Annotated in this window: 26 protein-coding genes; 13 read left to right on the forward strand and 13 right to left on the reverse strand. The window is 67.3% G+C overall.

The genetic code is table 11. The features are described 5' to 3' along the window. Positions 1-41: 41 nt before the first annotated feature. Positions 42-1,076, forward strand: a complete 1,035-nt coding sequence (locus HZ989_RS04640) for a DNA adenine methylase (RefSeq protein ID WP_209322467.1) — start codon at positions 42-44, stop codon at positions 1,074-1,076. A 54-nt stretch (positions 1,077-1,130) separates the two neighbouring features. Beyond that, positions 1,131-1,478, forward strand: a complete 348-nt coding sequence (locus tag HZ989_RS04645; protein WP_209322468.1) for a hypothetical protein — start codon at positions 1,131-1,133, stop codon at positions 1,476-1,478. 4 nt (positions 1,479-1,482) lie between these two features. Here HZ989_RS04645 and HZ989_RS04650 read toward each other — a convergent pair whose 3' ends face one another. From HZ989_RS04650 to HZ989_RS04665, 4 genes are all read right to left on the reverse strand, one after another. Next, positions 1,483-2,124: a ribonuclease HII gene (locus HZ989_RS04650; protein WP_209322469.1), complete on the reverse strand. Its 642-nt coding sequence runs from the start codon at positions 2,122-2,124 to the stop codon at positions 1,483-1,485. Then, positions 2,121-2,708, reverse strand: a complete 588-nt coding sequence (locus HZ989_RS04655; protein WP_209322470.1) for a DNA-3-methyladenine glycosylase I — start codon at positions 2,706-2,708, stop codon at positions 2,121-2,123. Before HZ989_RS04655 ends, HZ989_RS04650 begins: the two co-directional genes overlap by 4 nt. Before the next feature lie 56 nt (positions 2,709-2,764). After that, positions 2,765-3,178, reverse strand: a complete 414-nt coding sequence (locus HZ989_RS04660; RefSeq protein ID WP_209322471.1) for an immunity 70 family protein — start codon at positions 3,176-3,178, stop codon at positions 2,765-2,767. A 148-nt stretch (positions 3,179-3,326) separates the two neighbouring features. Further along, positions 3,327-4,115, reverse strand: coding sequence for a folate-binding protein YgfZ (locus HZ989_RS04665; protein ID WP_209322472.1), 789 nt, complete (start codon positions 4,113-4,115; stop codon positions 3,327-3,329). Between the two features lie 72 nt (positions 4,116-4,187). On the opposite strand from HZ989_RS04665, the gene HZ989_RS04670 reads away from it, so the two are divergent. From HZ989_RS04670 to HZ989_RS04680, 3 genes are all read left to right on the forward strand, one after another. Beyond that, entirely contained in the window at positions 4,188-5,150 is a 963-nt protein-coding gene (locus HZ989_RS04670) for a glycosyltransferase family 9 protein (RefSeq protein WP_209322473.1), read from the forward strand. 350 nt (positions 5,151-5,500) lie between these two features. Next, entirely contained in the window at positions 5,501-6,835 is a 1,335-nt protein-coding gene (locus tag HZ989_RS04675) for a dihydroorotase (protein ID WP_209322474.1), read from the forward strand. After that, the gene (locus HZ989_RS04680) at positions 6,832-7,647 is read left to right on the forward strand and encodes a prephenate dehydrogenase/arogenate dehydrogenase family protein (RefSeq protein ID WP_209322475.1); all 816 of its coding nucleotides are present in this window, start codon (positions 6,832-6,834) and stop codon (positions 7,645-7,647) included. The genes HZ989_RS04675 and HZ989_RS04680 overlap by 4 nt, the downstream gene beginning before the upstream one ends. Here HZ989_RS04680 and HZ989_RS04685 read toward each other — a convergent pair. The 4 genes from HZ989_RS04685 to HZ989_RS04700 are packed head-to-tail and all read right to left on the reverse strand — an operon-like array spanning position 7,587 to position 11,579. Then, positions 7,587-8,546 (reverse strand): hypothetical protein, encoded by a 960-nt coding sequence (locus HZ989_RS04685; RefSeq protein WP_209322476.1) that lies wholly within the window; start codon positions 8,544-8,546, stop codon positions 7,587-7,589. The two genes, HZ989_RS04680 and HZ989_RS04685, sit on opposite strands and share 61 nt — an antisense overlap. After that, positions 8,543-9,226, reverse strand: a complete 684-nt coding sequence (locus tag HZ989_RS04690) for an iron-containing redox enzyme family protein (protein WP_209322477.1) — start codon at positions 9,224-9,226, stop codon at positions 8,543-8,545. Before HZ989_RS04690 ends, HZ989_RS04685 begins: the two co-directional genes overlap by 4 nt. After that, positions 9,226-10,368 (reverse strand): beta-ketoacyl-ACP synthase III, encoded by a 1,143-nt coding sequence (locus HZ989_RS04695; RefSeq protein WP_209322478.1) that lies wholly within the window; start codon positions 10,366-10,368, stop codon positions 9,226-9,228. The genes HZ989_RS04690 and HZ989_RS04695 overlap by 1 nt, the downstream gene beginning before the upstream one ends. Before the next feature lie 59 nt (positions 10,369-10,427). Further along, a complete protein-coding gene (locus HZ989_RS04700; protein ID WP_209322479.1) occupies positions 10,428-11,579 on the reverse strand; it encodes an acyltransferase in 1,152 nt (383 codons plus the stop codon). A gap of 250 nt (positions 11,580-11,829) precedes the next feature. Here HZ989_RS04700 and HZ989_RS04705 point away from each other — a divergent pair, with 250 nt between their 5' ends. From HZ989_RS04705 to flhB, 7 genes are all read left to right on the forward strand, one after another. Next, entirely contained in the window at positions 11,830-11,973 is a 144-nt protein-coding gene (locus tag HZ989_RS04705; protein ID WP_209322480.1) for a hypothetical protein, read from the forward strand. A gap of 207 nt (positions 11,974-12,180) precedes the next feature. Beyond that, entirely contained in the window at positions 12,181-13,524 is a 1,344-nt protein-coding gene (locus HZ989_RS15300; RefSeq protein ID WP_371812977.1) for a hypothetical protein, read from the forward strand. Continuing rightward, positions 13,496-14,575 (forward strand): TauD/TfdA family dioxygenase, encoded by a 1,080-nt coding sequence (locus HZ989_RS04715; RefSeq protein WP_209322481.1) that lies wholly within the window; start codon positions 13,496-13,498, stop codon positions 14,573-14,575. Before HZ989_RS15300 ends, HZ989_RS04715 begins: the two co-directional genes overlap by 29 nt. Before the next feature lie 75 nt (positions 14,576-14,650). Continuing rightward, positions 14,651-15,349, forward strand: coding sequence for a class II aldolase/adducin family protein (locus HZ989_RS04720; RefSeq protein ID WP_371812978.1), 699 nt, complete (start codon positions 14,651-14,653; stop codon positions 15,347-15,349). A 115-nt stretch (positions 15,350-15,464) separates the two neighbouring features. Then, a complete protein-coding gene (gene fliQ, locus HZ989_RS04725) occupies positions 15,465-15,728 on the forward strand; it encodes a flagellar biosynthesis protein FliQ (protein WP_209322482.1) in 264 nt (87 codons plus the stop codon). Between the two features lie 7 nt (positions 15,729-15,735). Next, positions 15,736-16,509: a flagellar biosynthetic protein FliR gene (gene fliR, locus HZ989_RS04730; protein WP_209322483.1), complete on the forward strand. Its 774-nt coding sequence runs from the start codon at positions 15,736-15,738 to the stop codon at positions 16,507-16,509. Further along, entirely contained in the window at positions 16,502-17,590 is a 1,089-nt protein-coding gene (gene flhB, locus HZ989_RS04735) for a flagellar biosynthesis protein FlhB (protein ID WP_209322484.1), read from the forward strand. The genes fliR and flhB overlap by 8 nt, the downstream gene beginning before the upstream one ends. A 16-nt stretch (positions 17,591-17,606) precedes the next feature. Here flhB and HZ989_RS04740 read toward each other — a convergent pair whose 3' ends face one another. After that, positions 17,607-18,821, reverse strand: coding sequence for an FAD-binding domain-containing protein (locus HZ989_RS04740; protein ID WP_209322485.1), 1,215 nt, complete (start codon positions 18,819-18,821; stop codon positions 17,607-17,609). A 120-nt stretch (positions 18,822-18,941) separates the two neighbouring features. Here HZ989_RS04740 and cckA point away from each other — a divergent pair, with 120 nt between their 5' ends. After that, complete coding sequence (cckA, locus tag HZ989_RS04745; protein WP_209322486.1) at positions 18,942-21,014, forward strand: cell cycle histidine kinase CckA; 2,073 nt, start codon at positions 18,942-18,944, stop codon at positions 21,012-21,014. A gap of 58 nt (positions 21,015-21,072) precedes the next feature. Here the strand turns inward: cckA and HZ989_RS04750 are convergent, their stop codons facing one another. The 4 genes from HZ989_RS04750 to HZ989_RS04765 all read right to left on the reverse strand — a co-directional run bounded on the left by HZ989_RS04750 (position 21,073) and on the right by HZ989_RS04765 (position 23,983). Next, positions 21,073-21,633, reverse strand: coding sequence for a CarD family transcriptional regulator (locus tag HZ989_RS04750; protein ID WP_209322487.1), 561 nt, complete (start codon positions 21,631-21,633; stop codon positions 21,073-21,075). Positions 21,634-21,940: 307 nt separating this feature from the next. Beyond that, positions 21,941-22,282 carry a ferredoxin FdxA gene (gene fdxA / locus HZ989_RS04755; RefSeq protein ID WP_209322488.1) on the reverse strand — a complete coding sequence of 114 codons (342 nt, stop codon included), beginning with the start codon at positions 22,280-22,282 and terminating at the stop codon, positions 21,941-21,943. Positions 22,283-22,346: 64 nt separating this feature from the next. Further along, positions 22,347-22,661, reverse strand: a complete 315-nt coding sequence (locus HZ989_RS04760; protein ID WP_209322489.1) for an RNA-binding S4 domain-containing protein — start codon at positions 22,659-22,661, stop codon at positions 22,347-22,349. Further along, positions 22,658-23,983, reverse strand: a complete 1,326-nt coding sequence (locus HZ989_RS04765) for an MFS transporter (protein WP_245162453.1) — start codon at positions 23,981-23,983, stop codon at positions 22,658-22,660. Before HZ989_RS04765 ends, HZ989_RS04760 begins: the two co-directional genes overlap by 4 nt. Positions 23,984-24,000: the final 17 nt, after the last annotated feature.

A 24,000-nucleotide genomic window follows, 5' to 3' on the forward strand; every position in this document is an offset into this window, starting at 1 on the left:
TGCGCGATCTCCCTCTCCCGCCGGGAGAGGGGCGTCTGTCCATGATCAAATACCTCGGCTCCAAGCGCGCCCTCATCGACCCGATCACGGCGTCGATCCGAGGCCTGCTGCCGGACGGCGGTCAGGTCTGCGACCTGTTTTCCGGCACCGCCCGCGTCGGCCACGCGCTGAAGGGGCAGGGGTTCCAGGTCTGGTCCAACGATCACAATGCCTATGCCGCGACCCTCGCCACCGCCTATGTCCAGGCCGACCGCGACCGCTGGCACAACCGGGCCGCCGCCGTCCTCGCCGACCTGGCCACGACCCCGCCGGTGCCGGGCTGGTTTACACGGACCTTCTGCGAGGACGCCCGCTATTTCACGCCCGCGAACGGCGCCCGCATCGACGCCATGCGCGACCGGATCGAGGCCATGGGTCTGGAACCGGAACTGAAGGCCATTGCCCTGGTCAGCCTGATGGAGGCCGCCGACCGGGTTGATTCCACCGCCGGCCTGCAGATGGCCTATATGAAGTCCTGGGCGGCGCGGGCGCTCAAGCCGCTGGAGCTGCGCATGCCCGCGCTCCAGCCCGCCGTCGCCGCCGGACCCTGCCGCGCCACACAGGGCGACGCGCTGGACATCGCCCGGGCCTTCGACGGCGACCTCGTCTACCTGGACCCGCCGTACAACCAGCATTCCTACCTGGGGAACTACCATGTCTGGGAAAGCCTGGTGCTCTGGGACCGGCCTGACACCTATGGCATCGCCAACAAGCGGATCGACGTGCGGACCCGCAAGTCGGCCTTCAACTCCCGCCCCGGCATCGGCCCGGCGCTCCAGGCCGTGATCGAGGCGATCCGCGCGCCCCATCTGATCGTCTCCTTCAACGACGAGGGCTATCTGAGCCGCGATCAGTTGGTCGCCATGCTGTCGGTGCGCGGGCCGGTGCAGGTGATCGAGATCCCCCGTCCGCGCTACGTCGGGGCCCGCATTGGCATCCATAACCCCAGGGGCGAGAAGGTCGGGGCCGTGGGGCGGCTGCGCAATGTCGAATATCTGTTCGTCGTCTCGAATGGGGCCTCCGCGCTCGCGGCTTGACCGGCCGAAGCCCGCGAGTCTCTATGGCGGTCCCTGACCCGTCGAGGCGCGAGCGTGACCACTCCCGAAGGCCCGAGCGAGGACGTGACGCCGGTGCGCGACGCCCTTCCCGGCGTCTTTTCGGGTCCGCTCCACACCCCCGCCCCGCCGCCCTCGGCCCGGACGGTGACGGAGGCCTGGCAGACCGCCGCCTGGCGAGCGCCTGGCACCACCCGCTTCGACGGTCGTCCCGCCAACGACTTCCTCGTCCGTGCCGAAGCCATCCTGCCGATTCGGCTGTATTCCGCCCGGCCTCAGCCGACGCCGGCCACCCACGGTCCTGCGGGCTGGCTCACCTTCGCTGTCGGTGCCGTCGTCGCGGCCCTGCTGGGCGCCCTGGTCGGCGGCATCCTGTCGGTCTGAGGGCTTACGCCTCCAGCAGCGCCCGGATCGGGGCCCAGGTCCGGCGGTGGATCGGCGAAGGCCCCATCGCCTGCAGGGCCTGCACATGCACCGGCGCATTATAGCCCTTGTGCCCGGCGAAGCCGTAGCCGGGATACAGGCCGTCCATCTCGACCATCACCCGGTCCCGCGCGGTCTTGGCGAGGATGGAGGCCGCCGCGATCGACAGCGACAGCCCGTCGCCGCCCACCAACGTCTCCACAGCGCACGGCAGCCGGAACCGGTAGTTCCCGTCCACAAGAGCCGCCGCCGGCTCGACGTCCAGCGCCTCGATCGCCCTACTCATGGCCAGGCCCGTGGCGTGCAGGATATTCAGCTCGTCGATTTCCTCGACCGAGGCGAAACCGACGCTCCAGGCCACGGCGCGGGCCTTGATCTCGATCTCCAGCGCGTCCCGTCGCGCCGCCGTCAGGGCTTTGGAATCGTCGATGCCGCCCGGCAGGTCGTCGGGGTTCAGGATCACCGCCGCCGCCGAGACCGGCCCCGCCCACGGCCCGCGCCCGGCCTCGTCCACCCCGCACACAGGCCCGCCGACGCGGGCCGCCAGCAGGGTCTCCAGCGTAAGGGTCGGGAAGGCACGCGCAGGCTTGGGGGCGGGGGTCTTCACGACCCGGCCATAGCCCGGACCCCGGCGTGGCGGAAGCAGTCCGCGTCGTGATCGTTGACCATGCCGGTCGCCTGCATGAAGGCATAGACGATCACCGGCCCGCAGAACTTGAAGCCCCTGGCTTTCAAGGCCTTTGACATCGCCACGGACTGGTCCGTCTGGGTCGGGACCCCGGCCATGGTCGACGGCGTGGTCTGCACCGGCTTCCCGTCCACGAACGACCATAGCCAGCCCGAGAAGTCCTCGCCCCGGTCGCGCATCTCGACGAAGACCTGCGCGCCCCGGATGGTCGCGTCGATCTTGGCCCCGGACCGCACGATGCCGGCATCGGCCATCAGCCGCGCCCGGTCCGCCGCGCCATAGGCCGCGACCCGGTCGGGATCGAACCCGTCGAACGCCGCCCGGAACGCCTCGCGCTTCTTCAGGATGGTGATCCAGCTCAAGCCCGCCTGGAACCCGTCCAGCACCAGCTTCTCCCACAGCGCCCGCGCGTCATACTCCGGCACGCCCCATTCGGTGTCGTGATAGGCCACGTAAAGCGGGTCGGTCCCGCACCAGGCACAGCGATGGAGTGAGTCGAGCATGCACTCAGGATAGCGAGAGGGGAGGCCAATGTCCGCTCTCGACCCTTAGCAGACGTTCAATAGTTCACGACCCGTCCAACGCCGCCTTGGTCGCGAAGCGCCTCAATGCCCTCTCTGAGCGTTTCGATAAGGTCTCGACCGGTCGAGGTGACGAAGTAGTTTGAGAGATCCGTAATCGTAGCGGCGATGTCCGTGCCCCACGGCGGGGACTTCGATTTATCGTCATGATCCCACATGATTTGGGAAGGCGGGAACGCCCTCAACTCCGACTGAACCGTCGCCAGCTCGCCTAGCGCCAGGACTGCATCTTCCTGTCTCAGTTCACCCTGATACAGCTTCGTCATCAGCACGGGGAAGCGGGCACCCCATGCAGGCTCAAGCCGAACGGCGATGGTCGAGAAAAAGGCATGGAAGAAGTCCGATGACCCGATCTCGTCCGTGATGCTCCCGACCTTGAAACCGACCGTCATTCAAGAAAATCCATTCTGCCTTGCCCTCAAGACTAGGACTAACAGCGTCCGCTAACCATCCACAGCAGTCCATCAATGAGTCTGCTTCTGTCGTCCGCAGCAGGACGACCACGTCGCTGTTTCTCGCACCTTGGCGCGGCAGAGCACCCTAGCCTCGCCCCATCCACCCCGGCCACTGCACCGCCACCGCCCGCCCATCGACCGTCAGCGCGCCGTCCAGCCGGTCCAGCCGCACCAGCGCCATGGCCACGCCGTCCTGTCCGGTCAGGACCTCGCCCGCGCGCAGTTCGCCGTTCAGCACCTCGGCACCCGGCGCCGGCGGCGGCCCGTCGAAGGTCAGGGCCAGCATCCGCTTTTTGATCTCGCCCCGCCGCTTCATGCGCGAGGTCGTCTCCTGACCGACGAAACAGCCCTTGCCGAAGTCGATGCCGTTCAGCAGGTCGAAGTTCGCCTCGATCGGATAGGTGCGGTCCGACCCCGCATCCGCCGCCGGATCGGGTACGCCCGCTGACAGGCGATACGCGTCATAGTCGGCCTCGGTCGCGTCGAGGACGTGATCCCCGATCGCCCGGCCGCCCATCGCCACCGTGCGCGGATCGGCGACGAAGCCCGCCGCCACGCCGGGCCAGCTGGCGATCACCGGCCGATCGTCGGCCGCGATCTCGACCCGGGCCCTGAGTTTGTACATCGACAACCGCGCCATCAGCGCCTCGTGCCGGTCCGCCGCCATGTCCAGCACCACACCGCCGCCTTCACCCCACAGGAACAGGTCGAACAAAAGCCGCCCCGGCGGCGACAGCATGGCCCCGAACCGGACCTCGCCGTCGGTCAGGGTCTCGACATCCTGGGTCAGCAGATTGTGCAGGAACGGTTTCGCGTCGGCTCCGCTTACCCGGATCAGGGCGCGGCTGTTCAGTCGGGCGATGCGATCGGTCATGGCATGAGAGATAGGGCCAGTCGCGCCGTCGCCCCACCCCCCGCTGCAAGAGAATCCGTATACGGTGCGCTCATGAGCGCGCGTTTTCCCATTCTCTATATCGCCGAGGCCGGGCCAGAGGCCGCCGTCCTGTCGTCCGGCGCCCTCGCCTGGCTGGCCGACAGCCTGCCGGACGCGGACTTCACGATCGTCGGGTCGGCGGCCTCGGCCCCCCTGTTCGCCGATACGCCGCGCCTGAAACATCTGATCGTCCTGGACCGGACAACCCGCTGGGACTGGCTGGGTCTGTGGAACCAGGTCCGCGACACGCGCTGGGGCCTGATCGTCGACATGCGCGGCACGAAGCTTTCCGAACGCCTGCGTCGCCTGAAACGCGCCGTGCGTGGCCCCGATCATCCCGGCCTCCATGCGGTGGAGGCCGCCGCCCGGGTGCTGCAACTGGACGAGGTGCCCGCCCCCCGGCTGTTCTTTGGCGAGGACACCCGCGCCGCCACCGATGCCCTGATAGGCCACGACCCGGCCCCGATCCTGGCGGTCGGCCCGGGCACCGACTGGATCGGCACCCGCTGGCCCGCCGAACGCTATGCCAAGGTCGCCGGACCGCTTCTGGCCGAGGACGGCCCCCTGGCCGGTGGCCGGCTGATGATCGTGGGCGAGGAGGCCGACCGCGACCTGGCCCACACCATCCGCCTGGCGGTGCCCCGGACCCGGGTGATCGAGCTCCAGGGCAAACTGACCCGGCTCCAGACCGCCGCCGCCCTGTCGCGCGCCAGCCTCTATGTCGGGGCGGACTCCCTCTGGACCCAGCTGGCGGTCGCGGCCGGCGTGCCCTCGGTGGGTGTCTTCGGCCCTTCCGACGATGCCCGCATCGGGCCGTGGAACGGGGTCTCCCTGCGCGGCGAACGTTCGCTGGAGGAGTTCAGGGCCATCGACCCCCGCCTCAACCAGCACATCCACCACATGCTCGGCCTGCCCGCCGACCGCGTCCTGAGGGCCGCGCGGGGCCTGCTGGCCAAGGATGCGGCGGCGGGCTGAGGTGTCCGCCCGGGGCCTCGCTGTTGGACACATCAGGAACGATCCTCCCCTGCTTCCTTGCGGTGGGAGGTGGACCACCCGAAGAGGGGTGGAGGGGGCGCAAACACCCACGGGTCCGGGGTCGCCCCCGCTACGCCTGCGCAGGACGCGCGGCGGCCCCACTCCCCCGCTGCGCGGCGGGAGGGTCAAACTCCGAAAAACATCGGCCCTGCATTCGACCGCCTCTATAATGGGCGGTGCGACCCATCGGCACACGCGCGCCCCGAACGGGTCGGACGGGTCGGACGGTGTTTTTCGTCTGATCGAAATCAGACTATTCAGATCCCGCCTTTCCAGACCCGGACTCTTCGATGACCCAGACCTATGACCTGATCGTCCGTGGCGGCGAGGTGGTGAACCATGCGGGACGCGGCCTTGCCGACGTGGGCGTGCGCGACGGTCGGATCGCCTTCGTCGGCGACCTGTCCCAGGCCTCGGCGGGCCAGGTGATCGACGCCTCGGGTCTGACGGTCCTGCCGGGCGTCATCGACACCCAGGTCCATTTTCGCGAACCCGGCCTGGAATGGAAGGAAGACCTGGAGACCGGGTCTCGTGCGGCGGCCCTCGGCGGCGTCGTCGCCGTGTTCGAGATGCCCAACACCGAACCCAACACCACCGACGCTGACACCCTGGCCGACAAGCTGGCCCGCGCCCGCGACCGGATGTGGACGGATCACGCCTTCTACGTTGGCGGAACCCACGCCAATGCCGACGTCCTGGGCGAGCTGGAGCGCCTGCCCGGCTGCTGCGGGGTCAAGGTCTTCATGGGTGCCTCGACCGGCGACCTGCTGATCGCCGACGACGACGGGGTGCGAAAGGTGCTGAACGCCGTGTCGCGCCGCGCCACCTTCCATTCCGAGGACGAATACCGCCTGGCAGAGCGCCGGCCCCTGGCCCGCACCGGCGACTGGACCAGCCACACCGATGTGCGCGACGCCGAAAGCGCGATCATGAGCACCCGCCGCCTCGTCCGGCTGGCCCACGAAACCGGCAAGCGCATTCACGTCCTGCACGTCTCGACGGCCGAGGAGATCGAATTCCTGGCGCATCACAAGGACGTCGCCACGGTCGAGACCACGCCCCAGCACCTGACCCTGGACGGCGACGAGGCCTATGAGCGGCTGAAGGGCTATGCCCAGATGAACCCGCCGATCCGCAACGCCCCTCACATCGCCGGGCTGTGGCGCGGCATCGATCAGGGGGTGGTGGATGTGCTCGGCTCCGACCACGCCCCGCACACGAAAGAGGAAAAGGCCCGGCCCTATCCGGCCTCGCCCTCCGGCATGCCGGGCGTCCAGACCCTGGTGCCGGTCATGCTGACCCATGTCGCCAACGGGAAGATGACGCTGGAACGGTTCGTCGACCTGACCTCGGCCGGGGCCCAGCGGGTCTTCCAGACCGCGAACAAGGGCCGTCTGGCCGAGGGCTATGACGCCGACCTGACCCTGGTCGATCTCAAGGCCAGACGGGTCATCACCCACGATCAGCAGGCCAGCCGTTGCGGCTGGACCCCCTTCGACGGCTTCGAGGCGACGGGCTGGCCCATGGCCACCATCGTGCGCGGCCGGGTCGTCATGTCCGACGGCGAACTGATCGGCACGGCCCACGGCCGCCCGGTCAACTTTCAGGAAGCCCTGACCGCGTGACCGGGTCGGCCGGAGCGCGTCCCCGGCTGGGCCTGATCGGCTATGGTGCCTTCGGCCGCCTGACCGCCCGGCATCTGTCGCCGTGGTTCGAGGTCCTGGCCCATGACCCGGCGGCCACGGTGGAGGAGGGCACCGTGGCCCGCCTGACCGACCTGGCCACGGCCGCCGCCTGTCCGGTGGTGATCCTCGCCGTCCCCGTCGAGGCTCTGGCAGAGACCCTGTCGGCCATCGGACCCGACCTGCAGGACGGCGCGCTGGTCATCGACGTGGGCTCGGTCAAGGTCGGTCCGGCCCGACTGATGGCCGAGCACCTGCCCGCCCGGGTCCAGGCCGTGGGGACCCACCCCCTGTTCGGGCCGCAGAGCGCGCGGGACGGCATCGCGGGGCTTCGCATCGCCGTCTGTCCGGTGCGCGGCGACCGCATTGCCCGCCGCGTCGCCGCCTTCTGCCGCCGCGCCCTGAAGCTGAAGGTCTTCATCGTCTCTCCGGAGGATCACGACCGCGAGGCGGCCGTCGTCCAGGGCCTGACCCATCTGATCTCCCGCGTCCTGCTGTCGATGGAGCCCCTGCCGACGCGGATGACCACCACCAGCTTCGAGCGGATCATGCAGGCCGTCGAAATGGTCCGCTACGATTCGCCCGCCGTCTTTCGCGCGATCGAACGCGAGAACCCCTATGCGGCCGGGGTCCGCGACCGTTTCTTCGATCTCGCGGCCCGGGCCCGGGCCGACCTCGACGACGGAACCACGCCTCAGTCCAGCTCCGGCCCGCCCGTGGGATCGCGGGGATCCAGCGGCAGCCCCGCCTCCTGACGGGCCTTCAGCACCCGCAGCCAGCCGTGCATGGCCTCGCAGTCCAGCCCGTGCATCATCAGCCGGAACCCGGCCTGCAACGTCGACAGCGTCACCAGGGGATGCCCGTTCTTGACGAAATGCATGTGATAGTCGGTGCCCAGGATCCGCCCGATATAGATGCCGACGATCTCGTCCAGCTGCAGCGAATGGCTGGCCCGCATGAAGTCGGCGCGGGGCAGCATCAGGGCATACAGGGGCGTGTAGAACTCCACCGCCGTCTGGATGTCGATCCGGTTCAGCGGTCCGGTCGGGAAGGTTTCGAACGCCGACTCTATGTCCGACAGCATGGAGAAGTCGACCCGCTCGGGCGGTGTGATCTCCTTGCCCGCGGCCCGCAGCGCCATGTTCAGCTCGATGATGAAGTTGAAGATGTTCAGGTCGTGCTGGAGGAAGACATTGTCCTCCAGATCCTTCAGCGTCAGCGGCTTCAGCGGCACCGTCCTGACCAGCGCCGGATCGATCCCGGCATTGGCCTTCAGGAAGGCCAGCAGCTCGGTCCCGACATGGAAATGGCGCAGGATCAGGGTGTTGCACTCCGGCGATCCGAAGGTCCGCAGACCCCAGTGGATGGACCTGTGCAGCAGGCCGTTCAGATTGGGATAGCGCGGCGAGATGGCCCGCAGGACCTTCACGACGCAGAAGAACAGGAACACCACCGGGCGACTGACCGGGAACAGCCATCGCCGCGACCACGACCGCGCCCCCAGCAGCAGCGCCCGCTTGGCCTGCGGATCGATCGGCAGGGAGTGATCGAGATACAGCGCCAGCCACGGGTCGGGATCGTTCGCGTCATGGCGGCGCGCGTCGAACGGATCGGTTTTCCACTGCGCCGTGTCGCCGCCGCCGGGCAGGCTCACGCGGCGATCTCCTCGATCTGCAAGGCATACAGGCGGGCGGTGACCCTGGCCGTCATGACGATCCGCTCGGCCACGGCGGCGTCGGGCAGGACCATCCGCAGCATCTCCTCGAACTCGCGCATGTGCTCCGCGTCATTCTCGCCGTGGTACAGCAGGAACCGCACCGCCTCGTCCGGCAGCGCCAGTCGCTCCTTGACCAGCCGGCCCCAGGGCGCGGCCTTGATCGAGCCCAGCCCTTCGATGATGAACATGGCTCCCAGCAGGCCGAACGGATCGGGCCTGGACGCCTCATGGAACATCCAGGCCGAGATGGCTTCGGACCCGACGTTCTTGGGGGCCGAACGGATCACCTCGACCTCGCCCCCCGAACAGACGAAGTCGGCCTCCAGCAGGCGGAAGTCGCGATGCTCGGTCACCGCATGGCGCATCAGCGTCGAGCGCAGCTCCAGATGCGTCTCGCCGATGTTCGAGGCTGCACGGCTCATCCACAGGGCCCCGTCCTTCACCTGCTGGCGCAGGTTGATCAGGAACAGCTGATAGTCGGCCAGCTCGAACCGGCCGCGTGTCAGCTTCCTGATCAGCGGCGTCGCCTCCAGCCGCTGTTCGAAATCGGCAAAGACCACGGCCAGCTTGCGCAGGGTCTCCGCGACCTGGTCGTCCACGCGTGTTCCGTCCGCCATCACACCACCTCGCACATCATGAAACCGACCATGGCCCGCCCGCTCTCCGGCACGATCAGCAGGACCTTCTCGCCGGTCCTGGCCCGTCCCGACTTCATGAACTCGTCCAGCATGACCCAGATCGAGGCCGCGCCGATGTTGCCGACGCTCGGCAGGTTCGAAAACCACTTTTCCTCCGGGATCATGGCGGCGGTGCTTTTCAGCACCGACACGATTTCTTCCCGCAGCGACCGCGCCGAGTAGTGGCACAGCAGGTGGTCCACGTCGTCCGGGACGATCCGGCCGGAATCGACCTTCTCCAGCCAGACTCCGATCCAGGCCCGGATGACGATCTTCAGCAGCTCGAAATCCTGCACCAGGGCCACAGACCCCGACGCATGCGCCGCGACCGGCCCGGCGTGGCTCCAGGCGCTCGTCATGTCTGCCCGGTCCGCGAAGGTCGAGCCCGCCCACATGCAGGGATCAAACCGCCCGGCCAGCGAGATCAGATCGATCCACTCGACCTTCAGAGACGGGCCGTCCGGTCGGGGCCGGGGCTCCATCACCACTGCGCCTGCGCCGTCCGACAGGGTGAACCGCAGGAAGTCCGCCTCGACCCTCGCCCGGCCCCTGACGTCAACCAGGGCCGTGCCCTCATAGAACTCCGGCCGGAACCAGCGGGACGAGAACTCCCCCGCCGCCGCCGCCGCGACGTCCGCCTCGCCGGTCCGCACCTGGAGCCAGGCCCCCTTGGCCGCCATCAGGGCGGAGGCGCACACCGACTGGTAGCTGGCGATCTCGATCGGTCCCGCACCGAGTTCCGCATGCACCGCGCTGGCATGGCCGGGGACGATATAGTCGCCCTGGGTCGTGGCCGTGGCGAGGTGACCCAGCTGGCCGATCGACAGGCCCGCGTCCTCCAGGGCCGCCTTCGTCGCCGCCGCCGTCATCGAGGCGTTGGAGTGCAGCGGCCGACCCTCGGGCGTCAGGGCATAGTGGCGCGTCTCGACCCCGTTCCACCGCAGCGCCCGGCGACCTACTGCCGAGCTGCGCCCGCCGATGCGGCCGATGAAGGTCTCCATGGTGTCCACGCCGACGGGATCACCGGGGAGGAAGGCCCCGGTTCCGGTGATGTAGACGTCGCGAAGCAGACCTGCAGACATAGCCTGTCACTGCGGCAGATGACCGATCCCCGCAAGGCCGCCAAATCTGACGGCTCCGGTCAGCCTTCCTGCAACACGACAGCGCCGGCTTCGACCGGGCGCCGACCCTGACGACGACGTGACAGCCAGGCCTTGATGGCGTTCTGCATCGGCTGGTCGATAGCCGTGTGGAAGGCGAAGGCGAAGACGAAGGCGGCCAGCACCCCCGCGCCCCAAAGGCCCCACTGAACCGGCACCGACAGGGCGTATCTGGCAATCAGCAGATTGGCCACGCCGAACCAGGCAATGCGCGCGACCTCATTGGTGATGAACATCGAGAAGGACATCACGCTGGCCCGCTCGATCAGTCTCGAGGGCTTCAACACCGGGATTGCCCCTGCCGCCAGGATGATCAGCGAGATGAAGACGAGCGAGATCAGGGCATTCTTGTCGAACGCCTGAACGACAGCCAGCCCGACTGCGGCCGAGAGGCCGACGATCCGGGCCAGGCGCGGCGCGATCCAGATCCGTTCGGCAAAGACGGCCAGTCCCATGCCCAGGATGAACAGCGGCAGGGCGCGGAAGAAGCCGAACTTCATCGGCATCTGATAGACCGGGAAACCAAGCCAGGCCTGCGTCGCCGCATTGGCGATGAGGTACAGCCCGACCACTGCCAGCAGGGCCGACCACGGCCCCAGCCGCTTCAGGCCGCTCAGGATGTAGGGGAACAGGACATAGCAGCCGAGCAGGGCCGAGATCGACCAGCTGGGCGCGTTCCAGCCCAGTCCACCATGAATCCCGAACCCTTGTGTCAGCGTCAGCTGCGCGGGCAATTGGTCCCAGGCGAACCATTCGGGATTGCGTGGCGCGACGCCCGCCACCGCGCTGATCAGCACCAGCGCGACCAGCGACAGACCCATGATCAGATGGGCCGGATAGACCCGCAGGAACCGCTTGATGAAGAAGTCGCCCGGCGACATCGCGCCCCGTCCGACCGCTCCGCCATAGACCCGCATCAGTACATATCCGCTGTCGATCAGGAAGAAATTGGTCAGCAGGAAGCCACCCCGCTCGAACACCGGATGCAGTTCCTCTGCGAGGGGAACAGGTCCCGCCGCCTGGAAGTGATGCAGGATAATCAGGGAGGCCACGATGAAGCGCAGCGCGTCGAGCCATCCCCCCCTTGAGATGGCGGGTGTCCCGTTTCGGGTCGATATCGCGGTCCAGGTCATCGGAAACCTCTCTTCGGAGGGGAAATCCGCAAGGACCGGACCGCTTTGCCGCCGCCGAACATCGGTCTAGTCTGGCGTCTTCAGGGGGCTGGATGACCGACGAAGATCCAGCGCGAGGGACGCATCTGGCTGGGTCGGCGTCGCGATAGGTCGACCGAAAGCCTCGACGCCGTCGACCGGGGTCACGCTCGGCGAGATCGACAAATTGCTGCGCGGCTGGTTCGGCAAGGCGACTCATATCGGCGGCCCCATGACCGTCAGCAACGACGGCGAGGTCTCCCTGATCATTCGCGCCGACGGCGTGCGCGGCCGCTCCTTCACGGGGTCCGAGGCGGGGATGCCGCGCCTGATCACCGAGGCGGCGGAATACATCTACGGCCGGTTCGAGCCCTAGCTGTTCGCCAGCTACCTGCTCGAGACCCGGCGTTACGAGGACGCCGAGCGGTTCATCCCCGACGCCTATGCACTTCACCCCGGATCCCGTGCAGCCCTGGTCTACGACTGGGGCATCCTGCTGGAGACCCTCGGTCGCCCGGCGGAAGCCGCCGAGAAGCTCCGGCTCTCGCTCAATATCGAGCCTGACGACCTGGATGTCTGGGAGATGCTCGTCACAACGCTGTTCGACGCGGAGGGCGAGGAAGCCGCCGCCCGCGCGGCGCGCCAGATGGCGGCGCGATCGACCCCCGACGGCGAGCCGATGCTGAGCGCCAACGGCCTGTTGCTGACCCAGGACTGGACCGGTGAGATCGAGCGCGCCGAGGCTGATATCGAAAGGGCCGGCGGGGAGGGCGCCCTGGGGGGTCAGGAGATCGGCCTCGCCGATTCCGAAGGCCGCCGTCATGACGACGCCGGCGCATTCCGCTATCTCGCCGGCGCGGCTCCCGACGCTCCCCTGACCCTCGCGGCACGGCGCATGATCGAGACCTACCGCGCTCTCGGCTCGGGCGACCGCGTAGGGGCTCTCACCGCCGCCGAGGGGCTGGATGCGATCTTGCAGTCCGATGGCGATGTCGCCTTCACCTTCTACGAGGCGCCCTGTTTCCTCGGTCTCGGCGAGGGGCTGTCCGGACGGTACGCCCAGGCCGAGGCGGCCTTCCTGCGCGGCGACCGCTACCTCGCCTGCGCCGCCTTCCGCGCCGATGTGCTGGAGGCGCGCGGCCTGCACGCCGAGGCCGACCGCCAGTACGGAGTCGCCATCCGCCTCACTCCGTCATTGCCGTTCGCCTATCAGCGCCGCGCCCTGACCCTGCCGGGGCTTAGCGACACGGCCCGCGCCGTCACCCGCTTCCGGGACGCCCACCAGCGCGGCCCGCGCTGGGCCGATCCGCTCAAGGGTTGGGGGGATGCCCTCGCCGCCCAGGGGCGCTGGGCCGGGGCGGCGGAGAAGTACGCCCAGGCTGAACCGTTCGCCCCCGCACTGGCGGGCGCCGCATCTGGCGCATGCCGCAGCGCTCGACCGGCTGGGACGCCGCACTGCGGCGGACGTGCAGAGGGAGAAGGCCGGGGGCTAGCCTGCAGCATGTGGTGCTCGCAGAAGAACGCGAAGCGGATGTCCTTCAACACCACCATCGGGTCGCAGCCGCCGACCTCCGCGAGGGTTCGCTCCAGACAGGCGCGGCTCGACCTCCTTGCCGGCATTTCCCCGGCCCGTTTGATCACGGCGCCAACGGCGGCGAGACGTCGGTGGGAAAGGCTCGGTCATGCGCAGGGATATGAACAGCGCGGGCCGGAGCGGGGAGGGGCCGGTTTATGGATCGTCGCCCTCTACGGTCTTCTATCCGTAGCGACTTGTCGGGGGCCAGGCCCTGTGAAGCGGGATACGGCGCGAGCGGGGCAAAGGCGCAGTCGCCGGCCTAACTTGCAGAAGGAGACTAATTGGAGCACGCTTCGCCTAACGATAATATGGGAAGAAGCGAATGGACGCGTTGGAGCCGTTTCGCGCTGACGAGGGCAGTGTCAGGTCAGGCTCATCCGGCAACGCCCGCAGTCAGGGAACCTGGAGCGAGGGGCAGGTCCGGATCGACGTTCACCCCGGCGGTGTGCCCGCCTTCCTGTATCCTCTGAATCAGCGCCTCGCGCGAGACATCGATGCCTTCGTCCATTGGTTCAGCGCTCACAAGGCCGATCTGGATCATCTTGCCGCCAGGCACGGTGCCTTGCTGTTTCGCGGCTTCCCGCTGAAAGGAACCGAAGATTTCCAGAGGTCGATCAACCACTATCCGACAAATGACATGACCTACATCGGTGGTGTCGCGCCGCGTGGCCAGATTGCAGAACGGGTGTTTGAATCCACCCGCGCGCCGAAGGAGTGGAACCTCGTCCTGCATCAGGAAATGGCCTACCTGCCGCGCTTTCCCCGGATGATCGCCTTCTTCAGCAAAAGGGCGGCCTGGGCGGGCGGCGAGACGATTCTGGCGGATTTCAGGGATCTGGAGAGCCGCCTGCCGCAGCGTCTATGGGATCAGGTAAAGGCGCGGGGCGTCCGGTATGAACGCAACTTCAGGGCCCCGGAAGACATCCAGCCGTGGCGGGCGATCCTGCACAAGACGTGGATGGACGCCTTCGGAACCGATGACCCGACAGCAGTGGAGGAGGCCTGCCGCTCCGTCGGACTGCAACCCGTGTGGCAGGATGATGGAAGTCTTTCGACATTCTACACTTCGCCCGGCTTCATGGAGCATCCGCTGACGGGCGAGACCGTCTGGTTCAACCATATTGCCAGCCAGACGCTGAATCATCGCACTCTGGGACGACAATGGGCGGATTACCGCGACCATTACGGCGATCATCTCAAAGGCCCATTCAATCCGACCTATGGCGATGGCGAGCCTTTCGATCCCGAAGATCTCGAGGCGCTCTATCTGGTTCTGGACAGTCTGATCCAGGCCTGCCGGTGGCAGGAGGGAGACCTGCTTCTCGTCGACAACATCCTGACCGCACATGGCCGCAGCCCTTATGAGGGCGAGCGGGAAGTGCAGGTCGCCCTGCTGGGGTAGAGAGCCATGACCACCGCGCCCCTGCACAGACCTCAGTCCGCAAGCGCGATGACCCCCGGGGAATGGACTGTCAGGGTGAACCTGGCCGCCTGCTACCGACTGGTGGCGTACTATGGATGGACAGACTCCATCGCCACCCACATCTCGGCGCGCATTCCGGGGGAAGACGCCTTCCTGCTCAATCCCTATGGCCTGCTGTTCGAGGAGGTGACGGCAAGCAACCTCGTGAAGATCGACCTCGCCGGCAACATCCTCTCCCCCACGGAACACTCGATCAATCCTGCCGGATTCGTGGTGCACAGCGCAGTGCATGAAGCCCGGCATGACATCGGTTGCGTGATCCACCTGCACACCGATGATGGCGTGGCGGTGTCATGCCTCGAGGAAGGTCTGTTGCCCCTCAATCAGACCGCCATGCTTCTGGCCCACAATATCGCCTACCACGACTATGAAGGCGTCGCGCTGGATCTCGACGAGCGCAAGCGACTGGGCTCCGATCTGGGCCTGCGCCAGATGATGATCCTGCGTAACCATGGAACCCTGACGGTCGGTCACAATGTGGCCGAGGCCTTCCTTCGAATGTATCTGCTTGAGCGCGCCTGCTCGATCCAGGTCCGGGCGCTCAGCATGGGTCGGCCGCTGAAAGCCGTGACGGCGGAAGCCATCGAGCGATCGGCACAGACTGAAACCGCTCTCGGCGGACCGATCGCGGATGTCGCGTGGGAGGCGCACAAGCGACTGTTGAACGCGGAGCGTCCAGATTATCGGATGTGACCGGGACGGCGGTGTTCGCTTTCTCGGCCGCATCATCACACTCCGCCCATCCTCCTAACCTCCCGTTAACCACGCTCCCGGCATTTTCTGCCCGGTAAGCTTTGGGGTCATGACGATGAGCGGCGCAGAAGTTCTGGATGTGGGCCGCGATGCCATCTGGCTGACGGTGCAGCTGTGCGCGCCGATCCTGATCGTGGGCCTGATCATCGGCGTTGGAATCGGCCTGTTTCAGGCCCTGACCCAGATCCAGGAACAGACCCTGGTCTATGCGCCCAAGATCATCGCCATCTTCGTGTCCCTGCTGCTGTTCCTGCCGCTGATGGGCGGGCTGCTCGGGGCCTTCATGCGCACGATCGCGGCGCGCATCGCCGGGATGTAGGACCCGCGTGGACCCCTATGCCACCGCCGATCAGGTCTGGGCCGGCGGGCTGATCTTCGCCCGCATCGGCGCGATCCTGCTCAGCCTGCCGGGCATCGGCGAAAGCTATGTGCCGCCACGCATCCGCCTGTCGCTGGCGCTGGTGGTGTCGCTGGCCCTGTGGCCGGTGGTCGGCAACGCGCTCCCCGCCCTGCCCGAGACGATCGGCGGCATGGTCGGCTGGATCATTCGCGAGGTCGTCACCGGCCTGATGATCGGCGCGATCCTGCGGGCTTTCACCGGTGCGCTGGCCACGGCGGGCGAGATCGTCTCCCTGCAAACGACGCTCGCCTTCGCCCAGACCGCCAATCCGCTTCAGGCCGCGCCAGCCGCGACCATTTCGGCCTTCCTGATGATCCTCGGGACCGTGCTGGTGTTCGCCACCAACACCCATCACCTGTTCATCGCCGGGCTGGTCGGGTCCTATGAGCTGATCGCGCCCGCCCGACCGCTGGTCATGGGCGACTTCACGGAACTGGCCATTCGCACCATCGGCGACAGTTTCATGCTGGGGATACAACTGGCCGCGCCCGTCATCGTCTTTGCCCTGGTCTTCAACCTGGCCTCGGGGCTGGTGGCGCGGGTGATGCCTCAATTCCAGGTCTTCTTCGCCGTCGCCCCGCTGAGTGTGATCCTGGGGCTGTCGATCTTCGCCCTGGCGCTGGGGGTGATGGGCACGGTCTTCATCGACCGCTACCGCGCTCTTGCCAGTCTGTTCGTCTCGGGAGGCGTCGTTGGCTGACGACACCGATCCAGAGTCCAAGACAGAAGAGGCGTCACCTCAGAAACTTGAGGATGCGCGAAAAAAGGGCGACGTCGCGAAATCCGCCGACGTCGCCCCGGCCCTCAGCCTGCTGGGCGTGACCGCCGTCCTCATCATGGGTGGCGGCTATTTCGCGACCAATATGGCGCAAGGCTTCCTGCCCTTTATCGCCGCGCCCCATTCCATGCTGGGCGGATTTGAGGCGGGCGGCGGGGTGGAGATCGGTGCCCGTGCCCTTTGGGTGGTCGCGCCCTTCATGGGAGCCGTGATGCTGGCGGCGATCCTGGGTGGGGTTGGCGGCAACGTCGCCCAGTCGGGTATGTCCATCTCGGCCGAGAAGATAATGCCCAAATGGGACAAGGTCAGCCCCATGGCCGGGTTAAAGCGCATGTTCGGCCCCGACGGCCTGATGCAGTTCGCCCAGACGTTGTTGAAGCTGATCGCGGTCGGCGTGATCTGCTGGATGGTTTTGAAGCCCCACGCCCGCCAGTTCGAAATCATGGCGGCCATGTCGCCCCTGACCATCCTGCCCCTGGCGCGAGACATGATGATCGCGTTGATGAGCGCGGCCCTGGTCTTTCAGGTTCTGGCCGCCGGGGGCGACTTCATCTGGCAGAAGATGCGCTTCGCCAAGCGGATGCGGATGACAAAGGAAGAGCTGAAGGAGGAGTTCAGGCAGTCCGAAGGCGACCCGCACATCAAGGCGAAGCTGAAGCAGGTCCGCATGCAGCGCAGCCGTCAGCGGATGATGCAGAACGTGCCCAAGGCCACTGTGATCGTGACGAACCCGACCCACTATTCCGTCGCCCTGCGCTATGAGGCCGGCGATGCCGCCCCCGTCTGTGTGGCCAAGGGCGTGGACGCGGTCGCCATGCGTATTCGCGAGATCGCGCGCGAGCACGATGTGCCGATCGTGGAGAACGTACCCCTGGCTCGCGCCCTCTACGCTGCCGTGGACATCGACGAGACCATTCCGCGCGAGCATTTCGAAGCCGCCGCCAAGGTCATCGGCTTCGTGATGAAGAAGCGCCAGCCGGGGATGCGCCGGGCGGCGGGTTGACGCTTCCGGTTATCGATCAGATCCGCAGGCCTTCGGCGATCAGGGCGGCGGGCGCGCGCTCCTTGAATTTGAAGAACCCCTTCGTCGCCAGCGGCCAGAGCCGGTCGTCCCACGATCGGCGGACCCGGGTCAGGGCGATGCCCTGTCCCATCAGCACAGTCTCAAGCTGAACGACGGCATCGGCGACCGGACCCACCGGCGCTTCCAGCACGACCACCTGATCGGTCTCCGCGTCCCGGGCCATCTTCAGCACGGCATCGGACATCAGCGACGAGGCGACGACACAGGGGCGGTCGAAATGGGCCGCGCAGCGGGTCGCCGCGTCCTCCACTGCAGCGGCGGCGAACCGTGCTGCCGCCTTGCCCTTGGGCCAGGGTGATTGTGGATCGCCGCTCACTGCGATCACCACGACCTCGGGTCGCCACCCGGCCGGCAGGGCGCTCTCGGGACTGAGGTCTTCCCCTGTCACCAGCAGCAGGCTTCGGCCCGGCGAGGGTGACTGCTTCAAGGGCGCGAGCGGCCTGGCTGCCGGCAGAGGGGCCTCGACCAGCGGCAGGGCGCGGGTCGCCAGACCCTGCGGGCGGAACCGGTCATTGGTGAACCGCTCGATATTCTCCGTCGTCGCCAGATAGGTCTTGCCCACGGTCTGCAGGCCGGCCACCCATCGCCAGGACAGGGTGTTCGAGGCCGGATCGCCGTCCAGCAGATGGCGCAGAAAGAATTCGGCACCCAGGGCCCATGGCAGGCCCAGGGTGAAGATCCAGATGGAGGCGAACCACATCCGCGCGTGATTGTGCAGATAGCCGGTCTGCACGAGTTCCTGCGCCCAGTCGTCGAGGCCCTCGATTCCGGTTGCGCCCGCCTCGGCTGCCGCGACCGCCCGGGCCAGGTCTGACGAAAGCGGCGCATCCCGCTCGGTCAGGAAACGGGTCCAGACCTCCGGGTTCATCTGCAGCCAGCCCTTCCAGTAGCTCCGCCACAGCACTTCCTGGACGAACCGCCGGGCCGCGTGCGGATCGTGGTACCCCAGCACGCTCGCGATGACCTCGTGTTCGGTCACCAGCCTGTGCCGCAGCCAGGGCGACAGGCCCGATACTGCCTGCTGTCCCTCCGGCCCGGCATCGGTGTTGCGTCCCATGCCATAGGCCTCTCCCGCATGCGGCACGAAGTCGGCCAGCCGTCGCAGGCCGGCGGCACGCGAGGGGGGAAAGCGATCAAGGGGGTCAGGCATGACCCGAGCCATAGCGCAGCCCCGTCGCCTCCGGGCTGCGGCCGATGGCGCGACGGGCGATTTCGCCAGGCCGCTGGATCGCGCGTATGCTTACGCCCTGCGATTCGCGGGAGCGACCCCATGACGACAACCGGACCGACCCGTTCCAGGCCGCCGGTCGACATCACCCTGATCCTGATGGTGGTGGGATTCACGGTCGCCGTCGCCGCCGTCGCCTGGCCGATGTTTCGCGCGGGGCCGATCGCGACGCCGCACATGATGCTCATGATCGCCGTCGCGGGCATCGCCCTGCTGGGCCTGTTTGCCTTCGGACGGATCGAGACCCGCAAGCCCGCGCGTCCCGACGGCGACGTCGCGGTCGAGATGCTGGATGCGATGGCGGAACCGGCGGCCCTGATCACGGCCAGCGGCCAGATCCTGGCCTTCAATGGAGCCTGGGTGTCGCAGAACGGCGCGACCGTCGCCCTGCCGAAAGCCCAGTCGGCCCAGGCCCTCTACATGGCCTTCGCCCAGGCCCGGTCCGGTCACCAGGGCCGCGCCATCGTCACCATAGGTACGCGCGAGATCGAGGTCCTGATCGGCCAGGCCGGGGAGGGTCGGTTTCTGGTCCGGGAGGCTCCCGAAGCGACCTTGACCGCCGCGCCCCCGCCGGTGGCAGGTAATGCCTATGTGGCCCAGGCGGGCGAGGGGCGGGCCATGGCGGCAGGGGCTCCGTTCGGATCGGCAATCATCGGTGGGGACGACCTGTTCGCCGGGCGGGCCGAGGATGCCAACCCGGCGCTTGCGGTCCTCACCGGCCCGGCCGCGGCGCGCGATGCCGCCTTCGGCCATCTGTTCGATCCGACAGGTGTGATGGAGGCACGCGAACGGATGGCGGCGGGATCGACCGGCCCGATCGAGCTGGTCGCGCGCGCCCACCCCGACCGGATGCTGCACCTGTATGTCGCGCCCGAAGGCGACAAGCGGCGGGTCTGGCTGTTCGACGTCTCGGCCCAGAAGTCGATGGAGCTGCAGCTGTCGCAGGCCCAGAAGATGCAGGCCGTGGGCCAGCTGGCCGGCGGCGTGGCCCACGACTTCAACAACCTGCTGACCGCCATCCAGCTGCAGCTTTCCGAGCTTCTGGAACGCCACCCGGTCGGCGATCCTTCCTACGACGGCCTGAACCAGATCCGTCAGACCGGAATCCGCGCCGCCGACCTGGTGAGGAAGCTGCTGGCCTTCTCGCGGAAATCGACCGTGCGGCGCGAACGGCTGGATCTCGGCGAATTGGTCGGAGAGTTCGCGGTCCTGCTGCGCCGCCTGCTGCGCGAGGATGTGCGGCTGGAGACCGACTACGGCCGTGATCTGCCGATCGTCCTGGCCGACAAGTCACAGCTGGAGACCGCGGTGATGAATCTGGCCGTCAATGCCCGCGACGCCATGCGCGGCGTGGTCGAGCCCGGGGCCGGGGTGGTGACGATCCGCACCCTGCGCCTTTCGCAGGAGCAGGCGCGGACTCTGGGCTGGCGAGAGGCTCCGGCCGGCGACAGCGCCCTGATCGAGGTGTCCGACACCGGACCCGGCGTGCCGCCCGAGCTGCTGGACAAGATTTTCGAACCCTTCTTCACCACCAAGGCCGTCAACGAGGGCACCGGCATGGGGCTGGCGACCGTCTACGGTATCGTCCAGCAGGCGGGCGGCCATATCGGCGTGACGAACCTCGACGGGGCCGATTCCGGTGTAGGGGGCGCGGCCTTCCGCATCTTCCTGCCCGCCGCGACCGAACAGGAACTGACTGAGGTCGCTCCGGTCGAAGTCAAGAAGGCCGCGCCGCGCGACCTGTCCGGCAACGGCCGCATCCTGTTCGTCGAGGACGAGGCGGCCGTCCGAAGCATCGCCGCCAAGCTGCTGCGTCAGCGCGGCTATGAGGTCATCGAGGCCGCCGACGGCGAGGAGGCCCTGATCCTCGCCGAGGAATGGGCCGGCCAGATCGACATGTTGATCTCGGACGTCATCATGCCGGGCCTGGATGGGCCCAGCCTGCTGAAGAAGGCGCGCCAATACCTGGGCGACGCCCCGGTCATGTTCATCTCCGGCTATGCGGAGAGCGACTTCTCGGACCTGCTACAGGACGAGGTCGGGGTGTCTTTCCTGCCCAAGCCGCTGGACATCAAGACCCTCGCCGAACGGGTCAAGCAGGAGCTGCGGGGCTAGCCAAGGAAAAGGCCCGGCGTTTCCGCCGGGCCTGGTCTTGTCCGCACGACCCGAAGGATCAGGCCGCTTCGGCTTCCGCGTCTTCGTCGACCACTTCGGCGACGGGGGCGTTGGCCTTCTTGGCGCTCAGCGACCTGGACAGCAGCTGGACGGCGGCGTCCTTGTCGATGCGGTTGGCGGCGGCGACTTCGCGGGCCATCCGGTCCAGAGCCGATTCGTACAGCTGGCGCTCCGAATACGACTGTTCCGGCTGCGAATCGGCGCGGTGCAGGTCGCGAACCACCTCGGCGATGCAGACCAGATCGCCCGAGTTGATCTTGGCTTCATATTCCTGGGCGCGGCGGCTCCACATCGTACGCTTGATGCGGGCGCGGCCCTTCAGCGTCGTCAGGGCCTTGGTCACCACGTCTTCCGACGCCAGCGACCGCAGGCCGGCGGTCTTGGCCTTCCGGGTCGGGACACGCAGGGTCATTTTCTCGTGGTCGAAGGTCACGACATAGACCTCCAGCGACATGCCGGCGACTTCCTGGACCTCGACGGCCGCGACCTTGCCGACGCCATGCGCCGGATAGACGACCGCGTCGCCAACCTTGAATTCCAGAACGCTCTTGGTGGTCATGTCATTCCTTTCCCGGACGCAGGGCTTGGCGAGACGAATACGCGACGGCGAAAACGGCTCCATCGACCGGCGACGGGGATCGCCAGTGGAAAGAGCATCATTCGTCAGTCGTGGAAACGGATCACCGAACCTCTGGCCGACCCCGCCTTCATGGACGGGGTTCTGTCGCAAACGCAGGCGGCGCGTAGAAAACGCGATCCGCCCGACCCAATGTGAAGGAACATATCACAAAACGAGGCAATTTCAAAACGTCACGCGCGAGATGCTCCGGGCACCGCACATTATGACCGCAATACGACCGAGGGGCTCAAGAGCCCTTGCCGGGCTCGGGGCTGAAGTATTTCTCGAACTTGCCCGTCTCGCGCTCGAACTGCTCGCGGTCGGCCGGCGGAGTGCCCTTGACCGTGATGTTGGGCCAGACCCGTGCATACTGGGCATTGATCTGCAGCCACTTGCCGTCCGGCTCGTCCTCGGTGTCCGGCTTGATGGCATCGACCGGGCATTCGGGTTCGCAGACGCCGCAATCGATGCATTCGTCGGGGGCGATGGCGAGGAAGTTTTCGCCTTCGTAGAAGCAGTCCACCGGACAGACCTCGATGCAGTCCATGAACTTACACTTCACGCAGGCGTCGGTGACGATGTAGGTCATGGGCGGCGGCAGCTGTCGGTGATGTTGAACCCGGTCGGGCAGATGACCTCAGCCATCGAAGCTGTCAACCATGGTGCGTCGCCGGATCGTCCGGGGCGCTGGAATTCGGCAGGTCATAGAGCGCTCTCGCCTCCTGGGCAGGACCGCGGCGCTGGCCCATGGCAAGGACGCGCAGTTCGGTGACCCGGCCGCCGGTTGCGAACACCAGCACGTCGCCCGGATGAACACTGCGGCTGGGCTTGTCGAGCCGGGTCTGGACGCCGTTGCGGGTCAGGCGCACGGCACCGGCTTCAACCATCGAAGCGGCCAGCGACCGCGTTTTCGCGAACCGCGCCCGCCACAGCCAGACATCGATGCGGACGGACTCGACCGGGGTCATGCGGGGGTGCCCGTCTCCGGTGCCGACGTCGCATAGGCGGCCGACAGTCGGCGATAGAAGCGCGAGTTGAAGGCCACGATCGTGGCGATCAGCCCCAGCATCCCCGCCACCGTAAAGACCAGGGCCATGCCCCGGGCCGGGCCGCGCCCGAACCAGTCCCCGATCGCCTCCGCTCCCGCGCCGTCGGTCATGAAGGGGATGACCAGGAACTGGGTCAGGGGGCCGATCAGGAAGGCGGTCAGGGGGGAGGCGGCCTGTTCCACCGACTGGGCGAAGCCGAACACCCGGCCCTGACGCTCGAATGGCACGACCTTCTGTAGCGTCGTCTGTTCCGCCGCCTCCGCATAGGGGCCCAGGAACATCCAGATGAAACACCCCGCCGCCAGTAGCGGAATGGAGGGCTGGATCGTGAAGACCGCCGCCGTCGCCCAGGCCACCAGATTGACGATCATCAGGGTTTGCAACGGACGGCTCCCCAGACCCACGCGCGAGATCAGGATCCCCGACAGGATGAAGGCGATCGAGACGCCGCCCCACAACAGGCCCCATTGCCGGACCGGCATCATCGACAGGCCGTAGGCGTCCATCAGCGCCATGAAGACCCCGCCCAGGAAGTTGTTGAAAGTGGCGAACAGGATCAGGGCGAACAGGCCCGGCACCGCTCCCACGATCCGGATCGTCCCCCTCAGATCGACTCGGCGCGGCGCGGTCCTCTCGCCGGCTTCGGACGGCGGGGCTGGCTCCGGCACCGGCACCAGGATCAGATGCAGGAAGACCAGGGCGGTCAGGACCAGGGCGATCGCCAGGGTCGCGACCATGCCACCCCACGCCACCAGAAACCCCGAGATCACCGAGGTGGTCAGGAACCCGATCCCTGTGACCATGCCGACCAGCCCGTTGGCCCGGTCGCGCCGATCCTCGTCCACCAGCACGGTCACCAGCGTCGGCAGGGCGATGGTGCGGATATTGCCGGCGATGACGCCCAGCATGATCAGACCGATGAAGACCCACAGGAACGGCCCCGACACCGACCGCAGCGCGGCATCCGGTGTCAGGGCCAGCGGGATCAGGGCCAACGCATAGAATCCGGCCGAAGCGACGCTGGACCCCAGCATGACCCGCTTCTTGCGATGGTGATCGACCAGGCTGCCGAGCCAGAAGGCCAGCCCGGCCGTCAGCGCCAGATACAGTCCCGCGATCATGCCCGTGGCGAACACCGACCGGGTCTCCAGATAGACCCAGAAGGTCAGGGCGAACCAGACGGTGAAATTGGTGACGTTGGCCACCAGATTGTTGACCAGCAGATGATGGAACGGACGCATTCCGGCGGCGGACTCCA

Source organism: Brevundimonas sp. AJA228-03, assembly GCF_017795885.1.
GTDB lineage: Bacteria > Pseudomonadota > Alphaproteobacteria > Caulobacterales > Caulobacteraceae > Brevundimonas.

Bases quoted from the DNA above. Each gene is read 5' to 3' on its own strand.
- HZ989_RS04640 (WP_209322467.1), top strand. From the start codon at position 42: ATGATCAAATACCTCGGCTCCAAGCGCGCCCTCATCGACCCGATCACG.
- HZ989_RS04655 (WP_209322470.1), bottom strand. From the start codon at position 2,708: ATGCTCGACTCACTCCATCGCTGTGCCTGGTGCGGGACCGACCCGCTT.
- HZ989_RS04660 (WP_209322471.1), bottom strand. From the start codon at position 3,178: ATGACGGTCGGTTTCAAGGTCGGGAGCATCACGGACGAGATCGGGTCA.
- HZ989_RS04665 (WP_209322472.1), bottom strand. From the start codon at position 4,115: ATGACCGATCGCATCGCCCGACTGAACAGCCGCGCCCTGATCCGGGTA.
- HZ989_RS04670 (WP_209322473.1), top strand. From the start codon at position 4,188: ATGAGCGCGCGTTTTCCCATTCTCTATATCGCCGAGGCCGGGCCAGAG.
- HZ989_RS04675 (WP_209322474.1), top strand. From the start codon at position 5,501: ATGACCCAGACCTATGACCTGATCGTCCGTGGCGGCGAGGTGGTGAAC.
- HZ989_RS04690 (WP_209322477.1), bottom strand. From the start codon at position 9,226: ATGGCGGACGGAACACGCGTGGACGACCAGGTCGCGGAGACCCTGCGC.
- HZ989_RS04695 (WP_209322478.1), bottom strand. From the start codon at position 10,368: ATGTCTGCAGGTCTGCTTCGCGACGTCTACATCACCGGAACCGGGGCC.
- HZ989_RS04700 (WP_209322479.1), bottom strand. From the start codon at position 11,579: ATGACCTGGACCGCGATATCGACCCGAAACGGGACACCCGCCATCTCA.
- HZ989_RS04705 (WP_209322480.1), top strand. From the start codon at position 11,830: ATGACCGTCAGCAACGACGGCGAGGTCTCCCTGATCATTCGCGCCGAC.
- HZ989_RS15300 (WP_371812977.1), top strand. From the start codon at position 12,181: ATGCTCGTCACAACGCTGTTCGACGCGGAGGGCGAGGAAGCCGCCGCC.
- HZ989_RS04715 (WP_209322481.1), top strand. From the start codon at position 13,496: ATGGACGCGTTGGAGCCGTTTCGCGCTGACGAGGGCAGTGTCAGGTCA.
- fliQ (WP_209322482.1), top strand. From the start codon at position 15,465: ATGAGCGGCGCAGAAGTTCTGGATGTGGGCCGCGATGCCATCTGGCTG.
- HZ989_RS04740 (WP_209322485.1), bottom strand. From the start codon at position 18,821: ATGCCTGACCCCCTTGATCGCTTTCCCCCCTCGCGTGCCGCCGGCCTG.
- cckA (WP_209322486.1), top strand. From the start codon at position 18,942: ATGACGACAACCGGACCGACCCGTTCCAGGCCGCCGGTCGACATCACC.
- HZ989_RS04750 (WP_209322487.1), bottom strand. From the start codon at position 21,633: ATGACCACCAAGAGCGTTCTGGAATTCAAGGTTGGCGACGCGGTCGTC.
- fdxA (WP_209322488.1), bottom strand. From the start codon at position 22,282: ATGACCTACATCGTCACCGACGCCTGCGTGAAGTGTAAGTTCATGGAC.
- HZ989_RS04760 (WP_209322489.1), bottom strand. From the start codon at position 22,661: ATGACCCCGGTCGAGTCCGTCCGCATCGATGTCTGGCTGTGGCGGGCG.
- HZ989_RS04765 (WP_245162453.1), bottom strand. From the start codon at position 23,983: ATGCGTCCGTTCCATCATCTGCTGGTCAACAATCTGGTGGCCAACGTC.